Consider the following 20,265-nt stretch of genomic DNA (forward strand, 5'->3'; position numbering starts at 1 on the left):
GACGGGGCGGTGACAGGAAGTTGCGTGCTGCCTGTCACGCCGTTCCCAACTCCTTGTCGATGAGGGCGAACATGTCCTCGTCGGACACGTCGCCGAAGGTGTCGCCCATCTCCGGGACGATGTCCTCGCCGGGGACATCGGCGCCGTTCAGGACGTGCCGGAGCCGGGTGCTGAGTCCGCGCAGCCGAGGTTCGGCGGCGGCGAGCAGTTGCGGGTCGGCGCTGAGCTGGGTCAGGAGCGTCTCGATCCGCCGCAGCTCGGCCTCCAGCGGCGGTTCCTCGGCCTCGCTGGTCAGGCCGGCCGCGGTGATGAGGAAGGTGGTGACGTCGGCGGGGGTGGGCCGGTCGTAGACGAGCGTGGCGGGCAGGCGCAGCCCGGTGACGCGGCCCAGTCGGTTGCGCAGTTCCACGGCGGCGAGCGAGTCGAAGCCGAAGTCCTTGAACGCCCGGTCCGCCTGCACCGCGTCCGGTGCGTCGTGGCCCAGGACGGTGGCGACCTGAGCCCGTACGACGTCCAGGACGACGTGGTGCCGGTCGGCGGGCGCCACACCGGCCAGTCGTTCGGTGAGAGTGCCGGTCGGCTTGTTGATCAGTTTCTCGGGCACCCGGACCAGGCCCCGCAGCAGCGGCAGCAGGGCGCCGGCGCGGGCATTCGCGCGTAGCGTCATCAGGTCGAGCCGGACCGGTGCCAGCAGCGCCTCGGGGCGCCCGACGCTCTGGTCGAACAGACGTAGTCCGAGGTCGGTCGCCAGCACCGGAATGCCGGCGCGTGCCCAGCGGGCCCGGTCGGTGTCCTCCAGTTGACCGGTCATGCCGGTGGCGTCCGCCCACAGCCCCCAGGCCAGTGCGGTGGCCGGCAGGCCGGCGGCCCTGCGGTGGGCGGCGAGGGCGTCGAGATACGTGTTGGCGGCGGCGTAGTTGCCCTGCCCCGCGTTCCCGACCAGCCCGGCGACCGAGGAGAACAGCACGAACATGGCCAGGTCCTGACCCGCCGTCAACTCGTGCAGATGGTTGGCCGCGTCGATCTTCGGTCGCAGCACGCGGTGGAGCCGCTCCGGGGTGAGTGTGTCCAGCGTGCCGTCGTCGAGTACGCCGGCGGCGTGGATGACGCCGGTCAACCGCCGCCCGTCCAGCACCCCGGCGAGCTGATCACGGTCCGCCACGTCACACGCCGCGACCTCGACCGCGCACCCCTGCGCGGCCAACTCGTCAACCAACCCGGCAGGCGCCCGACCCGTGCGGCTGAGCAACAACAACCGCCGCACACCATGCGCTTTGGCCAGGTGCCGGGCGAACACCGCACCCAACCCACCCGTGCCACCAGTGATCAGCACCGTGCCATCCGGGTCGAGGGGAGCCGGGACGGTCAACACCACCTTGCCGGTGTTCCGACCCTCCCGCAGGAACCGGAACGCCTCCCGACCCTCACGCACATCCCACGCCCGGATTGGGGCATGCGACAACACACCCCGCTCGAACAGACCCACAACCTCCCGCAACATCTCCTGCAAACGATCCGGACCCGCATCGAAAAGGTCGAAAGCCTGATACCGCACACCCGCACGCACATCCGCATCACGGATGTCGGCCTTACCCATCTCCACGAACCGCCCGCCCGGTGGGAGCAGGTCCAACGACGCGTCCACGAAGTCACCCGCGAGCGCGTTCAACACCACATCAACCCGACCGAACGCCTCCCGGAACCCCAGATCCCGCGACGACGCCACCTCACCCACACCCAACGCGCGAACCGCGTCCCACTTCGCCGGACTCGCCGTCGCACACACCCGCGCCCCGAGATGCCGGGCGATCTGCACCGCCGCCATCCCCACACCACCCGCGGCGGCATGGATCAACACCCGCTCCCCCGACCGCAACCCCGCCAGATCCACCAACGCATGCCACGCGGTCACGAACGCCACCGGGATCGCCGCCGCCTGCGCGAAACTGAACCCCGCCGGCATCGGCACCACCAACCGCCGATCCACCACCGCCACCGGACCAAACGACTCCGGCACCAAACCCATCACCCGATCACCAGGCAACAGATCCACAACCGCCGAACCGACCTCCACCACCACACCCGCCGCCTCGCTACCCAACGGCGCCACACCCGGATACTGACCCAACGCGATCAACACATCCCGGAAATTCAACCCCGCCGCACGCACCCCGACACGCACCTCATGCGGCTCCAGCTCCCGAGCAGGACCGGTCGCGACGACCCGCAGATCCTCCAACGAACCCGCACGCTCGATCGACAGCCGCCACTCGTCACCCGCCGGCAACGACTCCACAGGCCGCAACCGGGGCACCAGCAGCCGGCCATCCCGCACCGCGAACTGCGGCTCGTCGACCGCCGCCAACGCCGCCCAATCCGGCTCGTCACCATCGACATCCACCAACACGAACCGACCCGGATGCTCCGACTGCGCCGTCCGCACCAACCCCCACACCGGCGACACCGCCAGATCGACGTCCCGATCCCCGACCGCGACAGCACCCCTGGTGACGACGAAAAGTCGGGCCTCGGTCAGCCACTCGGAGGCCAACCAGCGCTGCACCATGGCCAGCGCCGCCGACGGGTCGACGGGCGCGTCCACGACGACGATGTCCGGAACGGCCGCGCCCTCGGCCACGGCGGCCTCGAGCGCGACCAGGTCGGCCCCGGCCGCGATCCGGAGCGGCAGGGCAGCCTCGGACGGGCTGTCGGTCAGCGGATGCCAGACTAGGTGGAACACTGTCTCGTCCGGTACACCGGCCAACTGCGCGGGGTCGACCGGCCGGAACGCCAACCCGGCCACGGATGCGATCGGTTCCCCGGTCCGGCTGACCACGTCGACACGCAGACCGCCCTCGCCGCCCGGGGCGATCCGTACGCGGGCGCTGTTGCCGGAGCTGCCCGAGAGGCGGACTCCGGCCCAGGAGAACGGAAGATCCGGAGCGGCGGTCGCCGGTCGGTCCAGCAGTGCCCCGTGCAGCGCGGCGTCCAACAGGGCCGGGTGGACGTGGAATCCGGGTACGCCCTCCGGCAGTGCCACCTCGGTGTAGACGGTGTCCCCACCACGCCACGCCGCCCGTACGGCCTGGAAGCCGGGCCCGTAGTCGTAGCCGGCCTCGGACAGGCGCTCGTACAGGTCCTCGACCGGCACCGGGACCGCGTCCACCGGTGGCCACCCGACCGGGAAGTCCTCGACAGCGGGCGCGGCCACCGCCAGTCTGCCCCGGGCGTGGCAGACCGCCGGCGATCCGGGGTCCGCCGGGCGGGAGTACACCGCCACCTCGCGCCCGCCGTCCGGGCCGGCCTCGCCGACACGGACCTGTATCTGCCGGCCGCCGGTCTCGGGCAGTGTCAGCGGCGCCTGGAGAACGAGTTCCTCGACAGCCGGGGTGTCCAGTCGGGTCCCGGCCGCGACGACCATCTCGACCAGCGCGGCACCGGGGAGCACCACGGTGCCGGACACCGCGTGGTCGGCGAGCCACTGATGTGTCTGCCGCGACAGTCGGCCGGTGAACAGCCATTCGTCCCGGTCGCCGACCGGCACCGCAGCGGCCAGGATGGGATGCTCCACGCCGGCCAGGCCCGCCGCCGTGACGTCCCCCGGTTCGGTCCCGGGGGCGAGCCAGTACCGGCGGTGCTGGAACGCGTACGGCGGCAGGTCGACGCGGTTACCTCCGGGAAACGCCGCAGACCAGTCCACCGCCACACCTGCGGCGTGCGCCTCGGCGACCGACAGCAGGAACCGCCGCCAGCCACCCTCATGACGGCGCAGCGTGCCTACCGCCGGGACATCCGCGACGGCGGTCACCAGAACCGGGTGCGCCGACACCTCCACGAAGCAGTCAGCGGTGTCGCCGGCCAGCGTCCGCACCGCCGGCTCGAACCCCACCGGCTGTCGGATGTTCGCGTACCAGTACGACGCGTCGAGCCCCGCCGTATCGACGAACTCGCCGTACACGGTCGAGTAGAACGGCACCTCCCCGGTGCGCGGGCTGATCGGTGCCAGCTCCCGGACCAGGTCCGCGCGAATGGCCTCCATGTGCGCCGAATGCGACGGGTAGTCCACCGCCACGCGCCGCACCACCACGTCTCTGGCCTCGCAGGCGGCCAGCAGCAGGTTCAGCGCGTCGTCGTCGCCGGCCACCACGACCGCCGCCGGGCCGTTCAGCGCCGCGACCGAGACCCGGTCGCCGTACGGCGCGATCAGCTCCCGCACCTCCGCCACCGGCAACCCGATCGACGCCATGCCTCCGGTGCCGGCCAGGCGATCCCGGATCAGGCGGCTGCGCAGCACCACGACCCGCGCCGCGTCGTCCAACGACAGCGCCCCGCACACGTACGCGGCGGCGATCTCACCCTGTGAGTGCCCGAGCACCGCTGCCGGACGGACGCCGAACGACTGCCACATCCGGGCCAGGGCGACGTTCACCGCGAACAGGACCGGCTGGAGCACGTCCACCGGCAACGCCGCGGACCCGGCGCGCAGCACGTCCTCCAGACGCCAGTCGACGAACGCCGCGAAGGCCCGTCCGCACGCCGCGATCTCCGCCGCGAAGACCGGCGACGACTCCAGCAGTCGCACGGCCATGCCGTCCCACTGAGAGCCCTGACCGGGGAACACGAACACCACCCGGCCGCCTTCGGCGACGCCCTGCACCACCGAGGCACCGGCCTCGCCCACCACAACGTCGGCCAAGGCGTCCAGCAACTCGCCACGGTCGGCGGCCACGACCACGGCCCGCGAGTCCAGTTGCGCCCGCGTCATCGCGGCCGAGAACCCCACGTCGACCGGGTCGAGTTCGGGGCGGGCCAGCAGCCAGGCCCGCAACCGGTCCGCCTGCGCCCGCAACGCCGCGTCGCCGTGCCCGGACAGCAGGATGGGCACCACCTCCGGCGGTGGGCCCGCGTCCACGGCAGTCACCGCGGGCGGCTCTTCCACGATGACGTGCGCGTTGGTGCCGCTGACCCCGAACGACGACACCCCCGCCCGCCGCGGTCGCCCGGTCGCCGGCCAGGGGTGCGGTTCGGTCAGGAGTCGCACCCGGCCCGCGTCCCAGTCCACGTGTGGCGACGGCGCGTCGACGTGCAGTGTGCGCGGCAGTTCGCCGTGTCGCATCGCGAGCACCATCTTGATGACGCCGGCGATGCCCGCCGCGGCCTGGGTGTGACCGATGTTGGACTTGACCGAGCCGAGCCAGAGCGGTTCGCCGTCGGCGCGCTCACCGCCATAGGTGGCCAGCAGCGCACCGGCCTCGATCGGGTCGCCGAGCCGGGTTCCGGTGCCGTGCCCCTCCACCGCGTCGACCTGCGCCGCGGTCAGCCCCGCGTTCGCCAGGGCCTGCCGGATCACCCGTTCCTGGGCGGACCCGTTCGGCGCGGTCAATCCGTTCGACGCGCCGTCCTGGTTGACAGCGCTGCCACGCAGCAGGCCCCAGATGCGCCGGCCGTGGCGCTGTGCGTCCGACAGCCGCTCCAGCACCAGCACGCCCAGACCGTCGGAGAAGCCGGTCCCGTCCGCCGCCGCCGCGTACGCCTTGCACCGCCCGTCGGCGGCGAGACCGCGCTGGCGACTGAACTCGACAAGCAGGAACGGTGTGGCCAGCACGGTGACGCCGGCGGCGAGCGCCAGTGAACAGTCGCCGTTGCGCAGCGCCTGTGCCGCCAGGTGCACCGCCACCAGGGAGGACGAACAGGCGGTGTCGACCGACACCGCCGGGCCCTCCAGCCCGAGGGTGTACGCGACCCGGCCGGAGACGACGCTGTTCGTCGTCCCGGTCAGCCGGAAGCCCTCCAACTCGGCCGGGTACGCCGTGCCGTAGTCATCGGAGGACATGACGCCGCAGAAGACGCCGGTGTCGGTGCCGCGCAGGGTGGTGGGGTCGATGCCCGCGTCCTCGAACGCCTGCCACGACGCCTCCAACATGAGCCGCTGCTGCGGGTCGGTGGCGAGCGCCTCGCGCGGGCTGATGCCGAAGAAGTCGGCGTCGAACTCGCCGGCGTCGCGCAGGAATCCGCCGCCGCGCGTGTACAGCGTGCCGGCCCGGTCCGGGTCCGGGTCGTACAGTCGGGGCAGGTCCCAGCCCCGGTCATCCGGCAGTTCCGAGACCGCGTCGCGCCCCTCCGCCAGCAGGGTCCAGAACTCGTCGGGGCTGGTCACCCCGCCCGGGTAGTGGCAGCTGATGCCGACGATGGCCAGCGGCTCGTCGGTCCCGTCGCGCCGGGCGGGCGGCGCGGCGGCGCCCGTCTCCTGCTCGCCGCCGGCCGCGAGACGGCCCAGCAGGGCGGCGGCGGACGCCGGGGTCGGGTGAGCGTAGACCAGTGTGGTCGGCAGGGTGAGGCCGGTGGCCCGGTTGAGCCGGTTCCGTAGCTCGACGGCGCCCTGCGAGTCCAGCCGGAGGTCGGTGAAGGTGCGACGCACGTCGATCGCATCCGGTGAGCGGTGTCCCAGGACCGCGGCGACGTGTGCCCGTACGGTGTCCAGCAGGAACCGGTCGCGCTCGGCGGCCGGCGTACCGCTGAGGCGCTGGGCCCACAGTCCAGCCGTGTCGGCGGGTCGCGCCGGCTGGTGTCCGGCGGGCGGCGGTGGCGCGGCGGTCGCCACGTCGCCCGGCGCGCTCGCCGAGGGCAGCGGGAACCGCTGGCGCTGGAAGGCGTACGTCGGCAGGTCCACGCGGCGGCCTCCGGCCAGCGCTGTGGGCCAGTCCACGACCACGCCTGCGACGTGCGCCTCGGCCAGTGAGTGCAGGAATCGCCGCAACCCACCCGCACCTCGGCGGAGCGTGCCGATCGAGGGAACATCGGGCACCGCCGTCACCAGGACCGGGTGCGCCGACACCTCGACGAAACAGTCGATTCCGTCGTCGACAAGCGCCCGCACCGCGGACGCGAACCCCACGGGCTGCCTGATGTTCGCGAACCAGTAACCCGGGTCCAGGCCGGTGGTGTCCACGAACCCACCGGTCACCGTGGAGTAGAACGGCACCTCGGCCGGGCGGGGCGCGATCGGCGCCAGGACCCGCAACAGGTCGTCCCGGATGGCATCCATGTGCGCGGAGTGCGACGGGTAGTCGACCGCCACCCGACGCGCCGGCACATCCGCACGGGCGCACGCGGCCGTCACGGCATCCAGGACGTCGCCGTCCCCGGCCACCACCACCGCCGCCGGGCCGTTCACCGCCGCGACCGAAACCCTCTCGCCGTACGGCTCCAGCATCGTGCGCACCGCCTCCTCCGGCGACGCGATCGACACCATGCCTCCGGCTCCGGCCAGTCGTTCCCGCACCAGCCGGCTGCGCAACGCCACGATCCGGGCCGCGTCGTCAAGCGACAGGGTCCCGCACACGTACGCCGCCGCGATCTCACCCTGCGAGTGCCCGACGACAGCGCTGGGACGCACCCCGTGCGACATCCACAACCGGGCCAGCGCGACGTTCACCGCGAACAGCACCGGCTGCACCACGTCCACCGGCAGCACCGACCACGACGATCGCAGCACGTCCTCGAGATGCCAGTCGACGAACGCCGACAGGGCGCGTCCACACGCCGCTATCTCCGCGGCGAAGACCGGCGAGGAGTCCAGCAACTCCACCGCCATGCCCTCCCACTGGGACCCCTGGCCCGGGAAGACAAAGGCCACCCGGCCGCCGGTGGCAGCACCCGCCGGCACCACCGACGGCTCCGGCTCCCCCGCCGCCAGGGCCGACAGGCCGGCCAGCAACTCGTCCCGGCCGTCGGCCACCAGCGCGGCGCGCCACCGCAGGTGCGCGCGGGTCGTCGCCGCCGAGAACGCCACGTCCAGAACACCCCGGTCCGGGTGCGACAGCAACGACTCCCGCAGCCGCTCCGCCTGGTCGTAGAGCGCCATCTCGGTCGCCGCCGACAGGACCACCGGCACCGGCCGCTCGGGTGCCGGTGGCGTCGGCGTGGCCGGTGGGGCCGCGCTGATCAGCAGGTGGCAGCACGAGCCGCCGATGCCGAGCGACGTCACGCCGGCCACGACGCTGCCGTCCGTCGCGACCGGCCATCGCTCACGCCCGGTGGCCACGCGCAGACCCAGATCGTCCAGGGCGATACGAGGGTTGGGCCGGCTGAAGTTGAGGTGTGGCACGATTTCGCGCCGATGCACGCAGAGCGCGGCCTTGAGGAGCCCGGCGATGCCGGCCGCGCCCTCCAGATGCCCGATGTTCGTCTTGACCGAGCCGACGACCAGCGGGGCGGACCGCCCTGGACCGTATGCCGCGCCGAGAGCCTCGGCCTCGATCGGGTCGCCGACCGGGGTTCCGGTGCCGTGCAGTTCGACGTACTGGACCTGCTCCGGTCGGAGTCCGGCGTCGTCGAGGGCGGCTCCGATGGTCCGGGCCTGCACGGTGGCGCTGGGCACTGTCAGCCCGCCGTCGCCGCTGCCGGTGCGCACCGCGCCGCCCTCGATGACCGCGTAGATCCGGTCGCCGTCCTCCAGGGCCCGGTCGAGCGGCTTCAGCACGACGACGCCGCCGCCCTCGCCGCGGACGTACCCGTTGGCCCGTTCGTCGAAGACGAAACACCGCCCGTCCGGCGACAACGCCCCGGCCTCCTGGACCACGGCGGTGCTCAGCGGAGACACGTTGAGGTGCACGCCGCCGGCCAGGGCGACCTGCGCCTCGCCCCGGCGCAGGCTCTCGCAGGCGAGGTGGACGGCGACGAGGGACGACGACTGACCGGTGTCGACGGTCATGCTGGGGCCGTCGTACCCCAACGCCCACGAGACGCGGTTCGCGATGAGGGAACGCGCGGCCCCGGTCAGGGTGTGCCGGGTGGCGCGGCCGGAGGCGGCGACAAGGTCGGCGTAGTCCGCGGACATCACGCCGAGGAAAACCCCCACCGACGCCGGGGCGGTGCTGACGACGCCGGCATCCTCGGTCGCCTGCCAGGCCAGTTCGAGGACCAGCCGCTGTTGCGGGTCGGCCTCCGCGGCCTCGCGTGGTGACATGCCGAAGAAGTCGGGGTCGAAATCTTCGATGCCGTCGGCGAAGCCGCCCCGGTCGGGGCCGGTGCGCCGGTCCGGGTCCCGCTCACGCACGGCATCGACGCCGGCGCTGAGTAGCTGCCAGTACTCGTCTGGGGCCGATACGTGCGGCAGGCGTGCCGCCATGCCCACGATTGCGATCCGCCGCCTGTTCGTGCCCATCATGGTGCCCCCGTCAAGGGCCGGGAATCAGGTGTCCTCGGGACCTTAAGCAGCCCTGTGGACATGGCAGAAGCGCATGACCGGAAGCTGTCACGCGGCGCTGGGGCACTCCGGTCGGGCACGGCTTGCGGCAGCTTCCTCGGTCGAAAGTGCCACGCCGACCCACAGGTTTCGCCGACTGACATCGGCCCATTCCGAGCGGTAGCATCATCCATTGCCGAAGATCGCGTTGTGGTTAGCGTCGATGGCGCCGCCCCGACCGCACTTCCGCTTCCTGCCATTATCGAACCACGGGGGGTTTGATGCAGTTACCGGACACGAATGGCCGCCCGCCTTCCGCCGGGCTTCAGGAAATCGAATACGACGTGGATGTCACCCTGCTCCAGGCGCAGGAACTCATCGAGAAGGCCATGTCCAGCCACCGCCGGGAAAGCCGGCAGGTACGCCATCTGCCGGGCGACGAGACCTTCTTCGACACGGCCGCCGGGGATCTGATCACCGCGGCGCGACGTGAGGTGCTGTGCGTGCTGTCCGTGCGCACCATGTCCACCGACCGCCGGTCCCGCATGATCCCGCTGCTTCAGGAGGCTCACCAGCGCGGTGTCGACGTGCGAGCCCTGGTGCCGTCCCAGATCGCCAGCACCGAGGTCGCGGTCGAGCTGACCCGCGGCGGCCAGTTCGGCTACCGGACGCGGGAACTGCCGGACCAGAGCCTGCTCATCGTCGACGGGCAGCACGCCGCTCTGGGCACACCGCAACGCCCGGGCGAACCGGCGCACGCCCTGCTGGTCTCGGTGGTGTCGCTGGTCCAGGTGCTGCGGTCCATGTTCGGCTTCACCTGGAGCTACGGCGTTCCGCTGACCGAACTGCTGAGCATGAACGACAAGCTCAACGAGGAGCCCGCCCGCTCGGTCCTGGCCAATCTCGGCGCCGGCACCAAGGACGAGGTGGCGGCACGACGGCTGGGCATCTCCGTCCGCACGTACCGTCGGCACGTCGCGGAGATCATGCGCGGCTTCGAGGCGAATTCCCGCTTCCAGGCCGGGGTGCGGGCGGCCCGACTCGGCGTCGCCTAGACCCGCGCTCCCGACCTGGGCCGCCGCGTCGGGTCAGGGCTGGCAGGGATTCCCGCAGCGTGGCGGGGGTCCCGCGCCGCGGTGCGTGGCGCGGGGTGGCCCGGTGTGCTCACACCGCGGCCGGGAAGACGTAGTGCACTCCCGTCGCCTTCTCGGAGATCTCCCAGAGACGGCGACCGTTCTCCGCGTCGGTCGCGGCCGCGGAGGGCTGCACCAACGTGGGGTGACCGCGCATCTCGTTCCGGCCGTCCGGGCCGACGAAGTCTCCGCCCCGGACGGCCGGATCGGTCGCCGCATAGAGCTGGGACCAAGCGCCGCTCTCCACCGGTTGGGCGAGCAGCGGGTTCCCGAGCCGGCCGAGGAGGAACTTCCACAGCCCGGTGGTGGCGGCGAACTGCAGGTTGGTGGCCGTATAGCCGGGATGGGCCAGGACGCTGCGGACCGGGCTGCCCGCGTCGGTCAGCCGCCGGTGCAACTCGTAGCCGAAGATGGCGTTGGCCAACTTCGACATGTTGTAGAAGGCCATCGGCGCGTAGCCGCGTTCCCCGGTCAGATCGTCGAAGCGCATCGTCGCCTGACGGTGGTTGAGCGAGCTGATCGTGACGACCCGTGGGTCGTCGGCCTTCGTCAGCAGATCGAGCAGCAGGCCGGTGAGCGCGAAGTGGCCGAGGTGGTTGGCGGCGAACTGGACCTCGTGCCCGGTGGCGGTCAGCGTCCGGGGCGGAGCCATCGTGCCCGCGTTGTTGATCAGAACGTCGACCCGCTCGTGACCATCGTGCAGGCGCTGGGCGAACCGACGTACCGAATCGACGTCGGCGAGGTCGACCGTCTCCACGTCGAGTTGGGCATCCGGCACGCTCGCCAGGACCTCGGAGGCGGCCCGACGACCCTTCGCCTCGTCCCGGACGGCCATGACGACGCGGCCGCCGTGCGCCGCCACCGCACGGGTCGTGGCGAGCCCGAGACCGCTACTGGCCCCGGTGACCACGAAAACCCGCTGCCGCAGGGGAGGGATCTCATCCGACGTCCAACCTCGACTCGACATAGCGGCGACTATTTCAACGGCGGGATTGGGCGTCAAGTCGACTCGATCGACAATGACCGTCATCGAAAGGCATCGTCAGCTTGTTGCCAACTGTCAGTTCGGGCGTTCCGCCGTTACATCGGCTCATTGGGACACCACCGGACCACCATCGGTGATCTGGCAGTCCGCGGCCGGACCAGCCCGTCGTCTCGACCTGATCGGGCAACCTCCCCCTGCGACATCAACCTGCCAATCGGTTCCGCCGGGTCACCGGGCGGACGAAATCTTTGTAGCGTGACAGCGCCAGTTCACCCGAAGCATTGACGAGGTGTTGTCATGGCCGATGTCGACGTCGCCGAACTTCCGGCCTTCCCATTCGTGAGCCCACCGTCCCAACCGTTCGTGCCGGTCGGAGAGGACGACCTGGCCCGCCTGGACGCGCCGGTGACCCGGGTGCGCCTGCCGCTGGGCGGCTGGGCCTGGTTGGTCACCCGGCACGCCGACGTCCGCGCCGTGCTGCGGGCGGCGCCGACGATGAGTTCCAGCCCCTGGACGCCCGGCTTTCCGCTCATCAACCCGGTTCCGCCGACGCCCGAACAGGCCGCGGGCGCCTTCATCTACATGGACGGCATCGACCACGTCCGGCTGCGCAAGATGCTGTTGCCGGAGTTCATGCTGCGTAACGTCAAGCGGGTCGAGCCCCTGATCGAGCAGAGCGTGATCGAGTGCCTCGACGACATCGAGGCGACCGGGGCACCCGCCGACATGATCAGGTCGTTCGCCCTGCCGGTGCCGTCGATGACGATCTGCCACCTGCTCGGAGTGCCCTACGAGGAGCACGACTACTTCCAGAAGCTCAGCCTGGCCTACATGGACCGCGCCTCGACCGAGGACGAGATCAACGCGGTCGGCGAGGGGCTCACCGCCCTGATGGTCAAGGTGATCGAGCAGAAGTTCGTCAACCCCGGCGACGACCTGATCAGTCGCCTGCTGACCGAGCAGATCGGGCCCGGCAACATCACCCCGCAGGAGGCCATGGGCCTGGGCATGATGGTGCTGATCGCGGGCCACGAGACCAGCGCGAACATGATCGGCCTGTCCATCCTGAAGCTGCTCGAGCACCCTGAGCACTACGCGGCGCTGCGGGAGACCCCGGAGCGGGCGCCGGCGATCGTCGAGGAGCTGCTCCGCTACCTGACAGTGGTACGCGGGGGCATCCCGCGGGTCGCGATGGAGGACATGGAGATCGGCGGCCAGAAGATCAAGGCCGGCGAGGGGGTGCTGGCGATGATCTCGCTCGCCAACCGCGACCCCGAACTCTTCCCGGACAGCGCCGGGTTCGATCCGGACCGCGAGCAGCTGCACCAGCACCTCGCCTTCGGTTTCGGCGTGCACCAGTGCATCGGCCAACCGCTGGCCCGCTCCGAACTCCGGATCGCCCTGGTGGAACTGTCCCGCCGCTTCCCCGATTTGAAACTGGCCCGCTCCGTCAGCGAGATGCCGCTGCGACCCAACACGGTGACCCTCGGGCTCGCCGAACTGCCGGTCACCTGGTGACGCGTACCCGCTGAGGACCGACAGGCGTCGGTCCTCAGCGGGCGTTGCTCACCGTCGCCTCCGCTCCGCCAGCAGCCGCTCCGCGACGCGTTCCAGCTCACCGGCGTCGACCTTGCCGTTCGCCGTCAGCGGGATCCGCTCCACGAACGCCCAGAGCGCGGGCACCGCGTACCTCGGCAGGGAGCGGGCGAGGTGCGCGCGAAGCGTGACCTCCAGTCGCGGCTCGCTGTCGGCGACCACGCCGGCCAGGAGCCGCCGGGACGACGCGCCGTCACCCACCGCCACCACCACGGCGTCGCGCACCGAGGGGTGCTCCAGCAGCCGGGCCACGATCTCCTCGGTCTCGATCCGGTAGCCGCGGACCTTGACCTGGTGATCCGTCCGGCCCAGGAAGCGCAGCACGCCCTGGGCGTCCAGGCGCACCAGGTCGCCGGTCCGGTACATGCGCTCACCGGTGTCCGGGGCGGGCAACCCGAACGCGGCCCGGGTCTGCTCCGGCGCGCCCAGGTAGTCGATGGCCAGGCCCGCCCCGGTCACGTACAGCTCGCCGATCCCGCCCGGTGGCACCTCGCCGCCCGCCTGGTCCAGGATCAGCAGGCCGGTGCCGGCGATGGCCCGTCCGATCGGCAGCGGTGACTGCACCGCGTCCGGATCGTCGAGGTGGTGGACCGTACTGAACGTCGTGTTCTCGGTCGGCCCGTAGCCGCAGGTCACGCGGATACCGGGGAAACGCTCCAGCAGCCGCCGCGCCTGCTCGGGCGGCACCACGTCGCCTCCGGTCAACACCTGCCGGACACCGGCGAAGGCGTGCGGGGCGAGGTCGACCATCAACCGGAACAAGCCGGCGGTCAGCCAGAGCACTGTGACGCCCCGCTCCTCGATGAACGTCGCCAGTTCGCTCGACGACGGCAGCTCGTGCGGAATCACCTCGACGGCGCCTCCGTTGGCCAGCGGCGCGAACAGCTCCAGCGTCGAGGCGTCGAACGCCAACGGCGCGAACCGGAGCATCCGCTCGCCCGGACCGCAGCGCACATGGGAGGGATCGCGGACGAGCCGGACCACGGCCCGGTGGGGTATCCGGACGGCCTTGGGGGTGCCGGTGGAGCCCGACGTGAACGTGATGTAGGCCGGCCGGTCCGGATCCACCGGCGGCAGCGGAGGCACCGTGCGGCCCACGTCGTCGGATGCGAGCGGGTCCGGCGCGATCACCGTGGCGCACGGCGAGGGGCACAGCCGGCCGACCCGGTCCACCAGGGTCGGATCGCCGACGATCGCACGGGGATCCACCGCGGAGAACATCCGTCGGAGCCGATCGTCGGGCGCCTCGTTGTCGAAGGCCACGTACGTGCCGCCGCAGCGCAGGACGGCCAGGACCGACACCAGTTCCCGGGCCGACCGGGAGTGGGCGATGAGCACGTTGACGCCCGGACCGACGCCGGCCTGCGCCAACCTGGCCGCCAGGCGCTCCACGGCGGACACCAGGTCCGCGTAGCTCAGCGGCCGGGTCAGTTCCGGGCCGTCCACGGCCTCGGTGTCGCCGTGGCGCAGGGCGACCGCCGCCACCATCCGCCACACGTCGTCGGACGAGTCGGAGAGCGGCCCGTTGCGGACGGCCGCGATCCGCGCGCGTTGCGTGCGCGAGATGGTCCGCACCGCATCCAGGGGCTCGTTCACCGAGTCGAGGAGTTCGACGAGCGTGGCGTCGAGCGAGTCCGCCAGGGCGCCGGCCTCCGCGGGCAGGAGCGCGGCTGTCGCGTACTCCAGCGCCAGCTCCGCCCGGGGTCCCCAGCGCCGCAGGACCAGCGCGGCGTCGAGCGGGAAATCACCGGTGGGGTGGCTGTCGTGGTCGACCACCTCGACCGGCCCGGCGGAGAACCGTTCCGGCCCGTCCTCGGCCCGCGCGTCGACCACGAACTGGAGCAACGCGGCCCGCCGGGGGTCGTCGGGTACGTCCAGCCGGGCCCGCAGCTCGTCCACCGGCACACCGGCGGTCTCGGCCGCGGCCAGCTCGGACGCGATCCCGCCGAGGTACGCGCGGACGGACGTCCCCTCCGCCAGCGCGCAGCGGACCGGAACCACACGCCCGTCGGCGAGGGTGTGGCCGAGGAGGAGATCCCGCACCCCGGCGCGCCGGGCGAGCACCAGGCTCCACGCCGCCAGCAGGACCGTCGTACGACTGACCGCGCGGTCCGCCGCCAACCGGGCGCAGGCGGACGCGGCGGGGTCGGACAGGGCGAACGCCAGCCGTGCTCCGGCGTGGTCCCGGGTGGCGGGACGGGTCAGGTCGGACGGGAGTTCGAGCACCGTCGGAGCGCCGGTGAGCTGGGCGACCCGGGCCGCGACAAGCGCCTCCGACGGCTCCCGGGTGACCGGGTCCGGGGTCCCCTCGCCGGGTGGGGTTCTAGTCGGAACTGTCACCGGAGCGCTCCCCCGTCGATCCACCGTCGGTCTCCGTCTCGGCCAGCACGGCCGCGAGCCGTTGCGCGAGGACACCCACCTGCGGCGGCGCCATCATCGTGTGGTGGTCGCCGGGCACCTGCTCGACCCGAATCCCCGCCCCGTAGATCTGGTCCCAGCCCAGCGTCTCGCCCGGGTTGTCCCGTACCGCCTCGTCCATCGCCAGGAAGAGCGTGACCGGGTGGTCCGCCGAGGGTGTGCTCGGCGGGCGCGCGTCCCGGATGTACCTCATGGCCGCGCTGACGTTCGTCCGGTAGACGGTGAGCATCTGCCGCAGCTCGGCCTGGCCCGCGTCGGCGGGCAGCAGGTCCCTGGCGCGTACCAGCCGGACCAGGTGGTCCAGTCGGGCCTCCGCGTCCAGCGACTCGAGTTCACCGGCGGGGATGTCCAGTTGGTAGTGCCAGGCGAAGCGCTGGATAAGTTCGACGTCGCTGACGTCGGCGTGCGGGTCGGCGTCCGGCGTCTCGTCCGCGACGAGTTCGTCGAGCTGGGCGTCGACCGGCGCGTCACTGTCGAAGAGGACGAGCTGCGCCACCTCGTCGCCGGCGAGCCGCAACTGCCGCGCGACCTCGTGCGCGATGATCCCGCCGAGGCACCAGCCACCGATCCAGTACGGCCCCCGCGGCTGGTGGGCCTTGATCTCCCGCACGTACCCGGCGGCCATCTCGGTCAGTTCGGTAGGGCTGCTGCCGCCGGGGTAGAGCCCCGGCGACTGGAGGCCGATGAACGGGCGGTCGGTCCCGGCGGCACGCGCCAACGGCAGGTAGCTCAGCACGCCACCACCACCGGCGTGGACGCAGAAGAACGGCGCCAGCGACCCGGCGCCCTGTAGCGGCACGGCGGAGCGGAACTGGCGCTCCCGCCCCTCGGCCCGCAGCAGTCGGGCCATCGCCTCGATCGAGCTGGCGTTGACCATCGCCGACACGGGCAGTTTGACGCCGGTCGCCTTGCGGATGTCAGCGATGAGGCGGATCGCCTTCAGCGAGTTCCCGCCGACCTCGAAGAAGTCCTCGGTGACACCGACGGTCCTGCCCAGGGACCGCGTCCAGAGGTGGGAGAGCAGCAGTTCGGTGCCGTCCCGGGGTGGGGTCTCGCCGCGCTGGCCGAGTTGCCGGACGTCGGCGGCGGCCCGGACCAGGGCCGACCGGTCCAGCTTGCCGTTGCCGCTCAACGGGAACGCGTCGAGGGCGACGAAGGCCGCCGGCCGCATGTGCTGCGGCAGGCGCGCCGCGGCGAACTGGTGCAGCTCGCTGTCGTGCAGGTCGCCGGCGCCGGCGACGAACGCGATCAACCGCTGCTGTCCGGCGTCGTCGGGAGTCACCACCGCGACGCAGTCCTTCACGTCCGGATGCGTGCGCACCACCGACTCGATCTCGCGCAACTCGACCCGGTAGCCGGCGATCTTCACCTGGTCGTCGTCGCGCCCGACGAATTCGAGGTCGCCGTTGGGCAGCCTGCGCACCAGGTCGCCCGTCCGGTAGCGGCGAGCGCCGTGCTCCGGCGACAGCGGGTCCGGGATGAACCGCTCGGCGGTGAGGTCCGGCAGGCCGAGGTAGCCCGCCGCGACGCCCGGTCCGCCGATCACCAGCTCGCCGGGCACCCAGTGCGGAACCTCGCCCAACGCCCGGTCCACGACCTGGACGGTCGCCGCGCCCAGCGGGCTGCCGATCGGCACCGAGCCCGACCTCGGGTCCAGCTCCGCCAGCCGGACCCGGTACGCGGTGGCGCCCACGGTCGTCTCGGTCGGGCCGTAGTGGTTGACGATCTCGCAGCCGTCGGCCAGTTCGCCGAGCCGGGCGGCCAGGTCGCGGCGCAGCAGCTCGCCACCGATGACGAGGGTCCGCCTGGGGATCAGGCCGGCGGGCGTCGCGGTCGACTGCAGCAGCGCCGTCAGGTGCGACGGGGTGATCTTGACGACGTCGACCGCCTCGCGCTGGAGGTAGTCCGCCAGCTCGTCACCGCTGCGCAGCACGTCGTCGTCCACCAGGTGCAGCGTCCCGCCGGTGCACAACGCCGCGAAGAGGGCCGTGTATCCCAGGTCCGCGCTGAGGCTCGACACGTGGGCGTACCGGAGGCCGGGCGGCAGGTCGAGACGCTCGGTGATCGCGTCGACGTAACCGGCGAGCTGCCGGTGCCCCACCAGCACGCCCTTCGGCCGGCCCGTCGTTCCCGACGTGTACAGCACGTAGGCCAGGCCGGCGGGGTCGGGTCCGGCGTCCCGGGTCGCCACCGGGGCGTCGCCGTCTCGCACCTCGTCGACGACGATCGGCGCCGCGCGCAGGGACCCGGTCAGGGAGGCGTGCTCGGGCTCGGTCACGATGATCTCGACACCGCTGTCGTCGAGCATCAGCCGCAGGCGCTCGGATGGCACCGTCGGGTCCAGCGGCACGTACGCCGCACCGGTCTCCAGCACCGCAAGCATCGCGGCCAGGGCCTCCGTGCGGCGTCCGAAGAGGACACCGACCGGGCGGCCCGGTCCGGCGCCGCGGGCGACCAGCTCGTCGGCGAGCGTCCGGGCGGTCGCGTGCAGCGCGCCGTAGCTGTGCCGGCCCCGGCTGTCGACCACCGCGATGCTCGACGGTTGCGCGCGCGCGTGCCGGGCGAACCGTTCGTGCACCGGGATCGGCGCGGTGTCGGCGGGCGGCGGGGCGGCGGTGACCTTCGGCTGGCCCGCGGGGAGCAGGGGCACCTCCTCGACGGGCGTCTCCGGGGCGGACATCCAGGTCCGCAGCACCGACGCGAGACCGCTGGCGAGGTCGGCCACGTCGGCCCTGTCGAAGCTGTCCGTCCGGTAGCGCAGCACCGCCCGCGGTGCCGCGTCGTCCTGCTCGACAGCCAGTTCGAGATCGGTCTCCAGCACGCCGTCGACACGGCTCAGCACGAACTCGACCCCGTCGGCGGCGACGGCCGGTGGCCGTACCCGGTGGCTGAAGCCGATCAACGTCCGCTCCTGCGCGGTGGCGTCGTCGGCGAACCAGACCTCGGGCGAGATCGCGTACTGCAACTCCTCGGCCGCGTCGTCCCGGGCCGTGACGTGGCCGACCAGCGACCGCAGGGACCCCGACGGGTCGTCGTCGAGGCGTACCGGCGCGAACCTGGCCAGCGGGCCGATCGCGTCCGCCAGGCCGTCCTCCTGCCGCCCGGACCGCGACGTCAGCACCACCAGCGGTCGGCCGGGCACGTACCGACCGAGCAGCGCCGCCCAGGCCGCGAGCAACAGCCCGCGCAGCGTACGGCCGTCGCGCCCGACAGTCTCGCGCAGGCCGTCGGGCAGCGGCACCGCCACCGCGTCCTGGCCGGCGGGCCGGGACGCGCGGTCGGCGCGCGGGTGCTGGAACGGCAGCCACGGCAGCTCGCCGAGAATGTCGGTGAGCGACTGCCAGTGCCGCCTGGCCTCGGCGTCCGCGTCACCGAGCTGCTGGTTGAACCACTCCGCCAGGTCGGCGTACTGCAACGGCTCCTCGTCGGACGGTGCCGCGCCGCGATAGAGCCCGGCCAGGCGCTCGGCGAGCAGCGCGACGCTCTCCGCGTCGGCGTTCAGGGTCGGCAGCCGCAGGAGGATGGTGTGCCGCCCGTCGTCCCGGTTGACGAGCCCGACCCGCAGCGGCGGACCGGCGCTGTCCATCGGCTCCGCGGCACGCGCGCGCCAGTCGTCCTCGGTGACCTCCTCGACGGCGACCGGGGCCGCCGCCCGGATCCGTTGCAGCGGCACGTCGAGGCCGGCGACCCGCTGGTAGTCGGTGCGCAGGATCTCGTACCGCTCGACCAGGGCCTCCACCGCCGCGCGCAGGCGGTCCCGGTCGAGCCGGCCGCGAACGGTGATCTCGCCCCGGATCGACGGGCAGCGGTCGCCCGCGCCGGTCCGCACGACCTGGGTGAGCCAGGCGTGCCGCTGCTGCGGCGACAGCGGAAACAGTTCCGTGGCCGCTTCCGTGCTGGTCATCGGGCCCCCTCCAGGGCGCTCCACGCGCCGGACATGGCGACGAGCACCTTCCGGGGACCCTGGTACGGGTTCCGGCCATGGCTCATCAGCATGTTGTCCACGAGCATCACGTCACCGGTCTGCCACGGGGTCGCCACGGTCTCCGCCGCGAACGCGGCCCGGATCTCGGTGAACGCCTCGTCCTCGATCACGCTGCCGTCGCCGTACAGGGCGTTGCGCGGGAGCTGGTCGGGGGCGAAGGAGGCCAGCAGGTCCTCCCGGACGGCGGCGGGCAGGCTGGAGGTGTGGAAGAGGTGGGCCTGGTTGAACCAGGCCACCTCGTGGGTACGGGGATGCTCGGCGACCACCTGGCAGACCTGCCGGGTACGCAGGCCGCCGTTCGGCAGCCACTCCAGGTCGATCTCGTTGGTGGCGCAGAACCGCTCCACCGTCGCCCGGTCGTCGGTCTCGAACACCTGCTGCCACGGCAGGTCGACGCCGCCGCCGTAGTTGCGCACGTACATGATCCCGGCGCGCTCGAACCGCTCGCGCACCGCGGACGGGATGCGGGCCAGCACCCGTCGGCTGTCCGCCAGCGGCGTCTCCCCGCCACTGGTGGCGTTGAGCTGGCAGAAGAACCACAGTCGCAGCGGCCAGTCGCGGGCGTAGGCCATCTCGTTGTGCTGCGGGATCGTCGCCTCCGGCGGGTACTCGCTGGAGGTGTAGACGCCCTTCGACTCCTTGGTGCGCGGGGTGGACCCGTACAGGTAGTCGAGCAGCCGCTCGTCGCCGCCCTGCCCCGCCACGTTGGCGAAGTCGGCCGCCGTGGCGACCTGGAACCTCCGGAAGATCACCGCTCCGGCGGCGAGCAGGTGACCGTCGACGGTCTCCTGGCTCTCCCGCAGCCATGCGGCCAGGTCGAGGCCGGCCGCCCGGGCCTCGATGACGACGGGCGCGCCGGGCCGGTCCGCACTCGTGATGCGGACCAGGCCGTCGGCGCCGGGTTCGACGCTCCGGCGGCGGATGGACCGCACCGAGCGTCCCTGCGCTGGAGTCGAAGCTC

7 protein-coding genes are annotated in these 20,265 nt (G+C 72.3%); 2 read left to right on the plus strand and 5 right to left on the minus strand.

Annotated features, from left to right (window positions below; genetic code table 11):
- Positions 1-34: 34 nt before the first annotated feature.
- A complete protein-coding gene (locus O7634_RS29385) occupies positions 35-9,169 on the minus strand; it encodes an SDR family NAD(P)-dependent oxidoreductase (protein WP_347404296.1) in 9,135 nt (3,044 codons plus the stop codon).
- A gap of 362 nt (positions 9,170-9,531) precedes the next feature.
- Here O7634_RS29385 and O7634_RS29390 point away from each other — a divergent pair, with 362 nt between their 5' ends.
- The gene (locus O7634_RS29390) at positions 9,532-10,242 is read left to right on the plus strand and encodes a hypothetical protein (protein ID WP_278153383.1); all 711 of its coding nucleotides are present in this window, start codon (positions 9,532-9,534) and stop codon (positions 10,240-10,242) included.
- A 109-nt stretch (positions 10,243-10,351) separates the two neighbouring features.
- Here the strand turns inward: O7634_RS29390 and O7634_RS29395 are convergent, their stop codons facing one another.
- Positions 10,352-11,287, minus strand: a complete 936-nt coding sequence (locus O7634_RS29395) for an oxidoreductase (RefSeq protein ID WP_278153384.1) — start codon at positions 11,285-11,287, stop codon at positions 10,352-10,354.
- A gap of 315 nt (positions 11,288-11,602) precedes the next feature.
- On the opposite strand from O7634_RS29395, the gene O7634_RS29400 reads away from it, so the two are divergent.
- Positions 11,603-12,823 (plus strand): cytochrome P450, encoded by a 1,221-nt coding sequence (locus O7634_RS29400; protein ID WP_278153385.1) that lies wholly within the window; start codon positions 11,603-11,605, stop codon positions 12,821-12,823.
- Positions 12,824-12,871: 48 nt separating this feature from the next.
- Here the strand turns inward: O7634_RS29400 and O7634_RS29405 are convergent, their stop codons facing one another.
- From O7634_RS29405 to O7634_RS29415, 3 genes are read right to left on the minus strand one after another with little or no spacing between them, the layout of a single operon-like run.
- Complete coding sequence (locus O7634_RS29405; protein ID WP_278153386.1) at positions 12,872-15,241, minus strand: amino acid adenylation domain-containing protein; 2,370 nt, start codon at positions 15,239-15,241, stop codon at positions 12,872-12,874.
- Positions 15,225-19,223 (minus strand): amino acid adenylation domain-containing protein, encoded by a 3,999-nt coding sequence (locus O7634_RS29410; protein WP_278153387.1) that lies wholly within the window; start codon positions 19,221-19,223, stop codon positions 15,225-15,227. Before O7634_RS29410 ends, O7634_RS29405 begins: the two co-directional genes overlap by 17 nt.
- Positions 19,220-20,236, minus strand: coding sequence for a TauD/TfdA family dioxygenase (locus O7634_RS29415; RefSeq protein ID WP_278153388.1), 1,017 nt, complete (start codon positions 20,234-20,236; stop codon positions 19,220-19,222). The genes O7634_RS29410 and O7634_RS29415 overlap by 4 nt, the downstream gene beginning before the upstream one ends.
- Positions 20,237-20,265: the final 29 nt, after the last annotated feature.

Origin of the sequence: Micromonospora sp. WMMD1120 (assembly GCF_029626235.1) — a bacterium.
In the GTDB taxonomy this organism is placed as follows: Bacteria; Actinomycetota; Actinomycetes; order Mycobacteriales; family Micromonosporaceae; genus Micromonospora.

What these genes read in the sequence shown, in the direction of transcription:
- O7634_RS29410 (WP_278153387.1), bottom strand. Translation starts at nt 19,223, where the DNA reads ATGACCAGCACGGAAGCGGCCACGGAACTGTTTCCGCTGTCGCCGCAG.
- O7634_RS29385 (WP_347404296.1), bottom strand. Translation starts at nt 9,169, where the DNA reads ATGATGGGCACGAACAGGCGGCGGATCGCAATCGTGGGCATGGCGGCA.
- O7634_RS29400 (WP_278153385.1), top strand. Translation starts at nt 11,603, where the DNA reads ATGGCCGATGTCGACGTCGCCGAACTTCCGGCCTTCCCATTCGTGAGC.
- O7634_RS29395 (WP_278153384.1), bottom strand. Translation starts at nt 11,287, where the DNA reads ATGTCGAGTCGAGGTTGGACGTCGGATGAGATCCCTCCCCTGCGGCAG.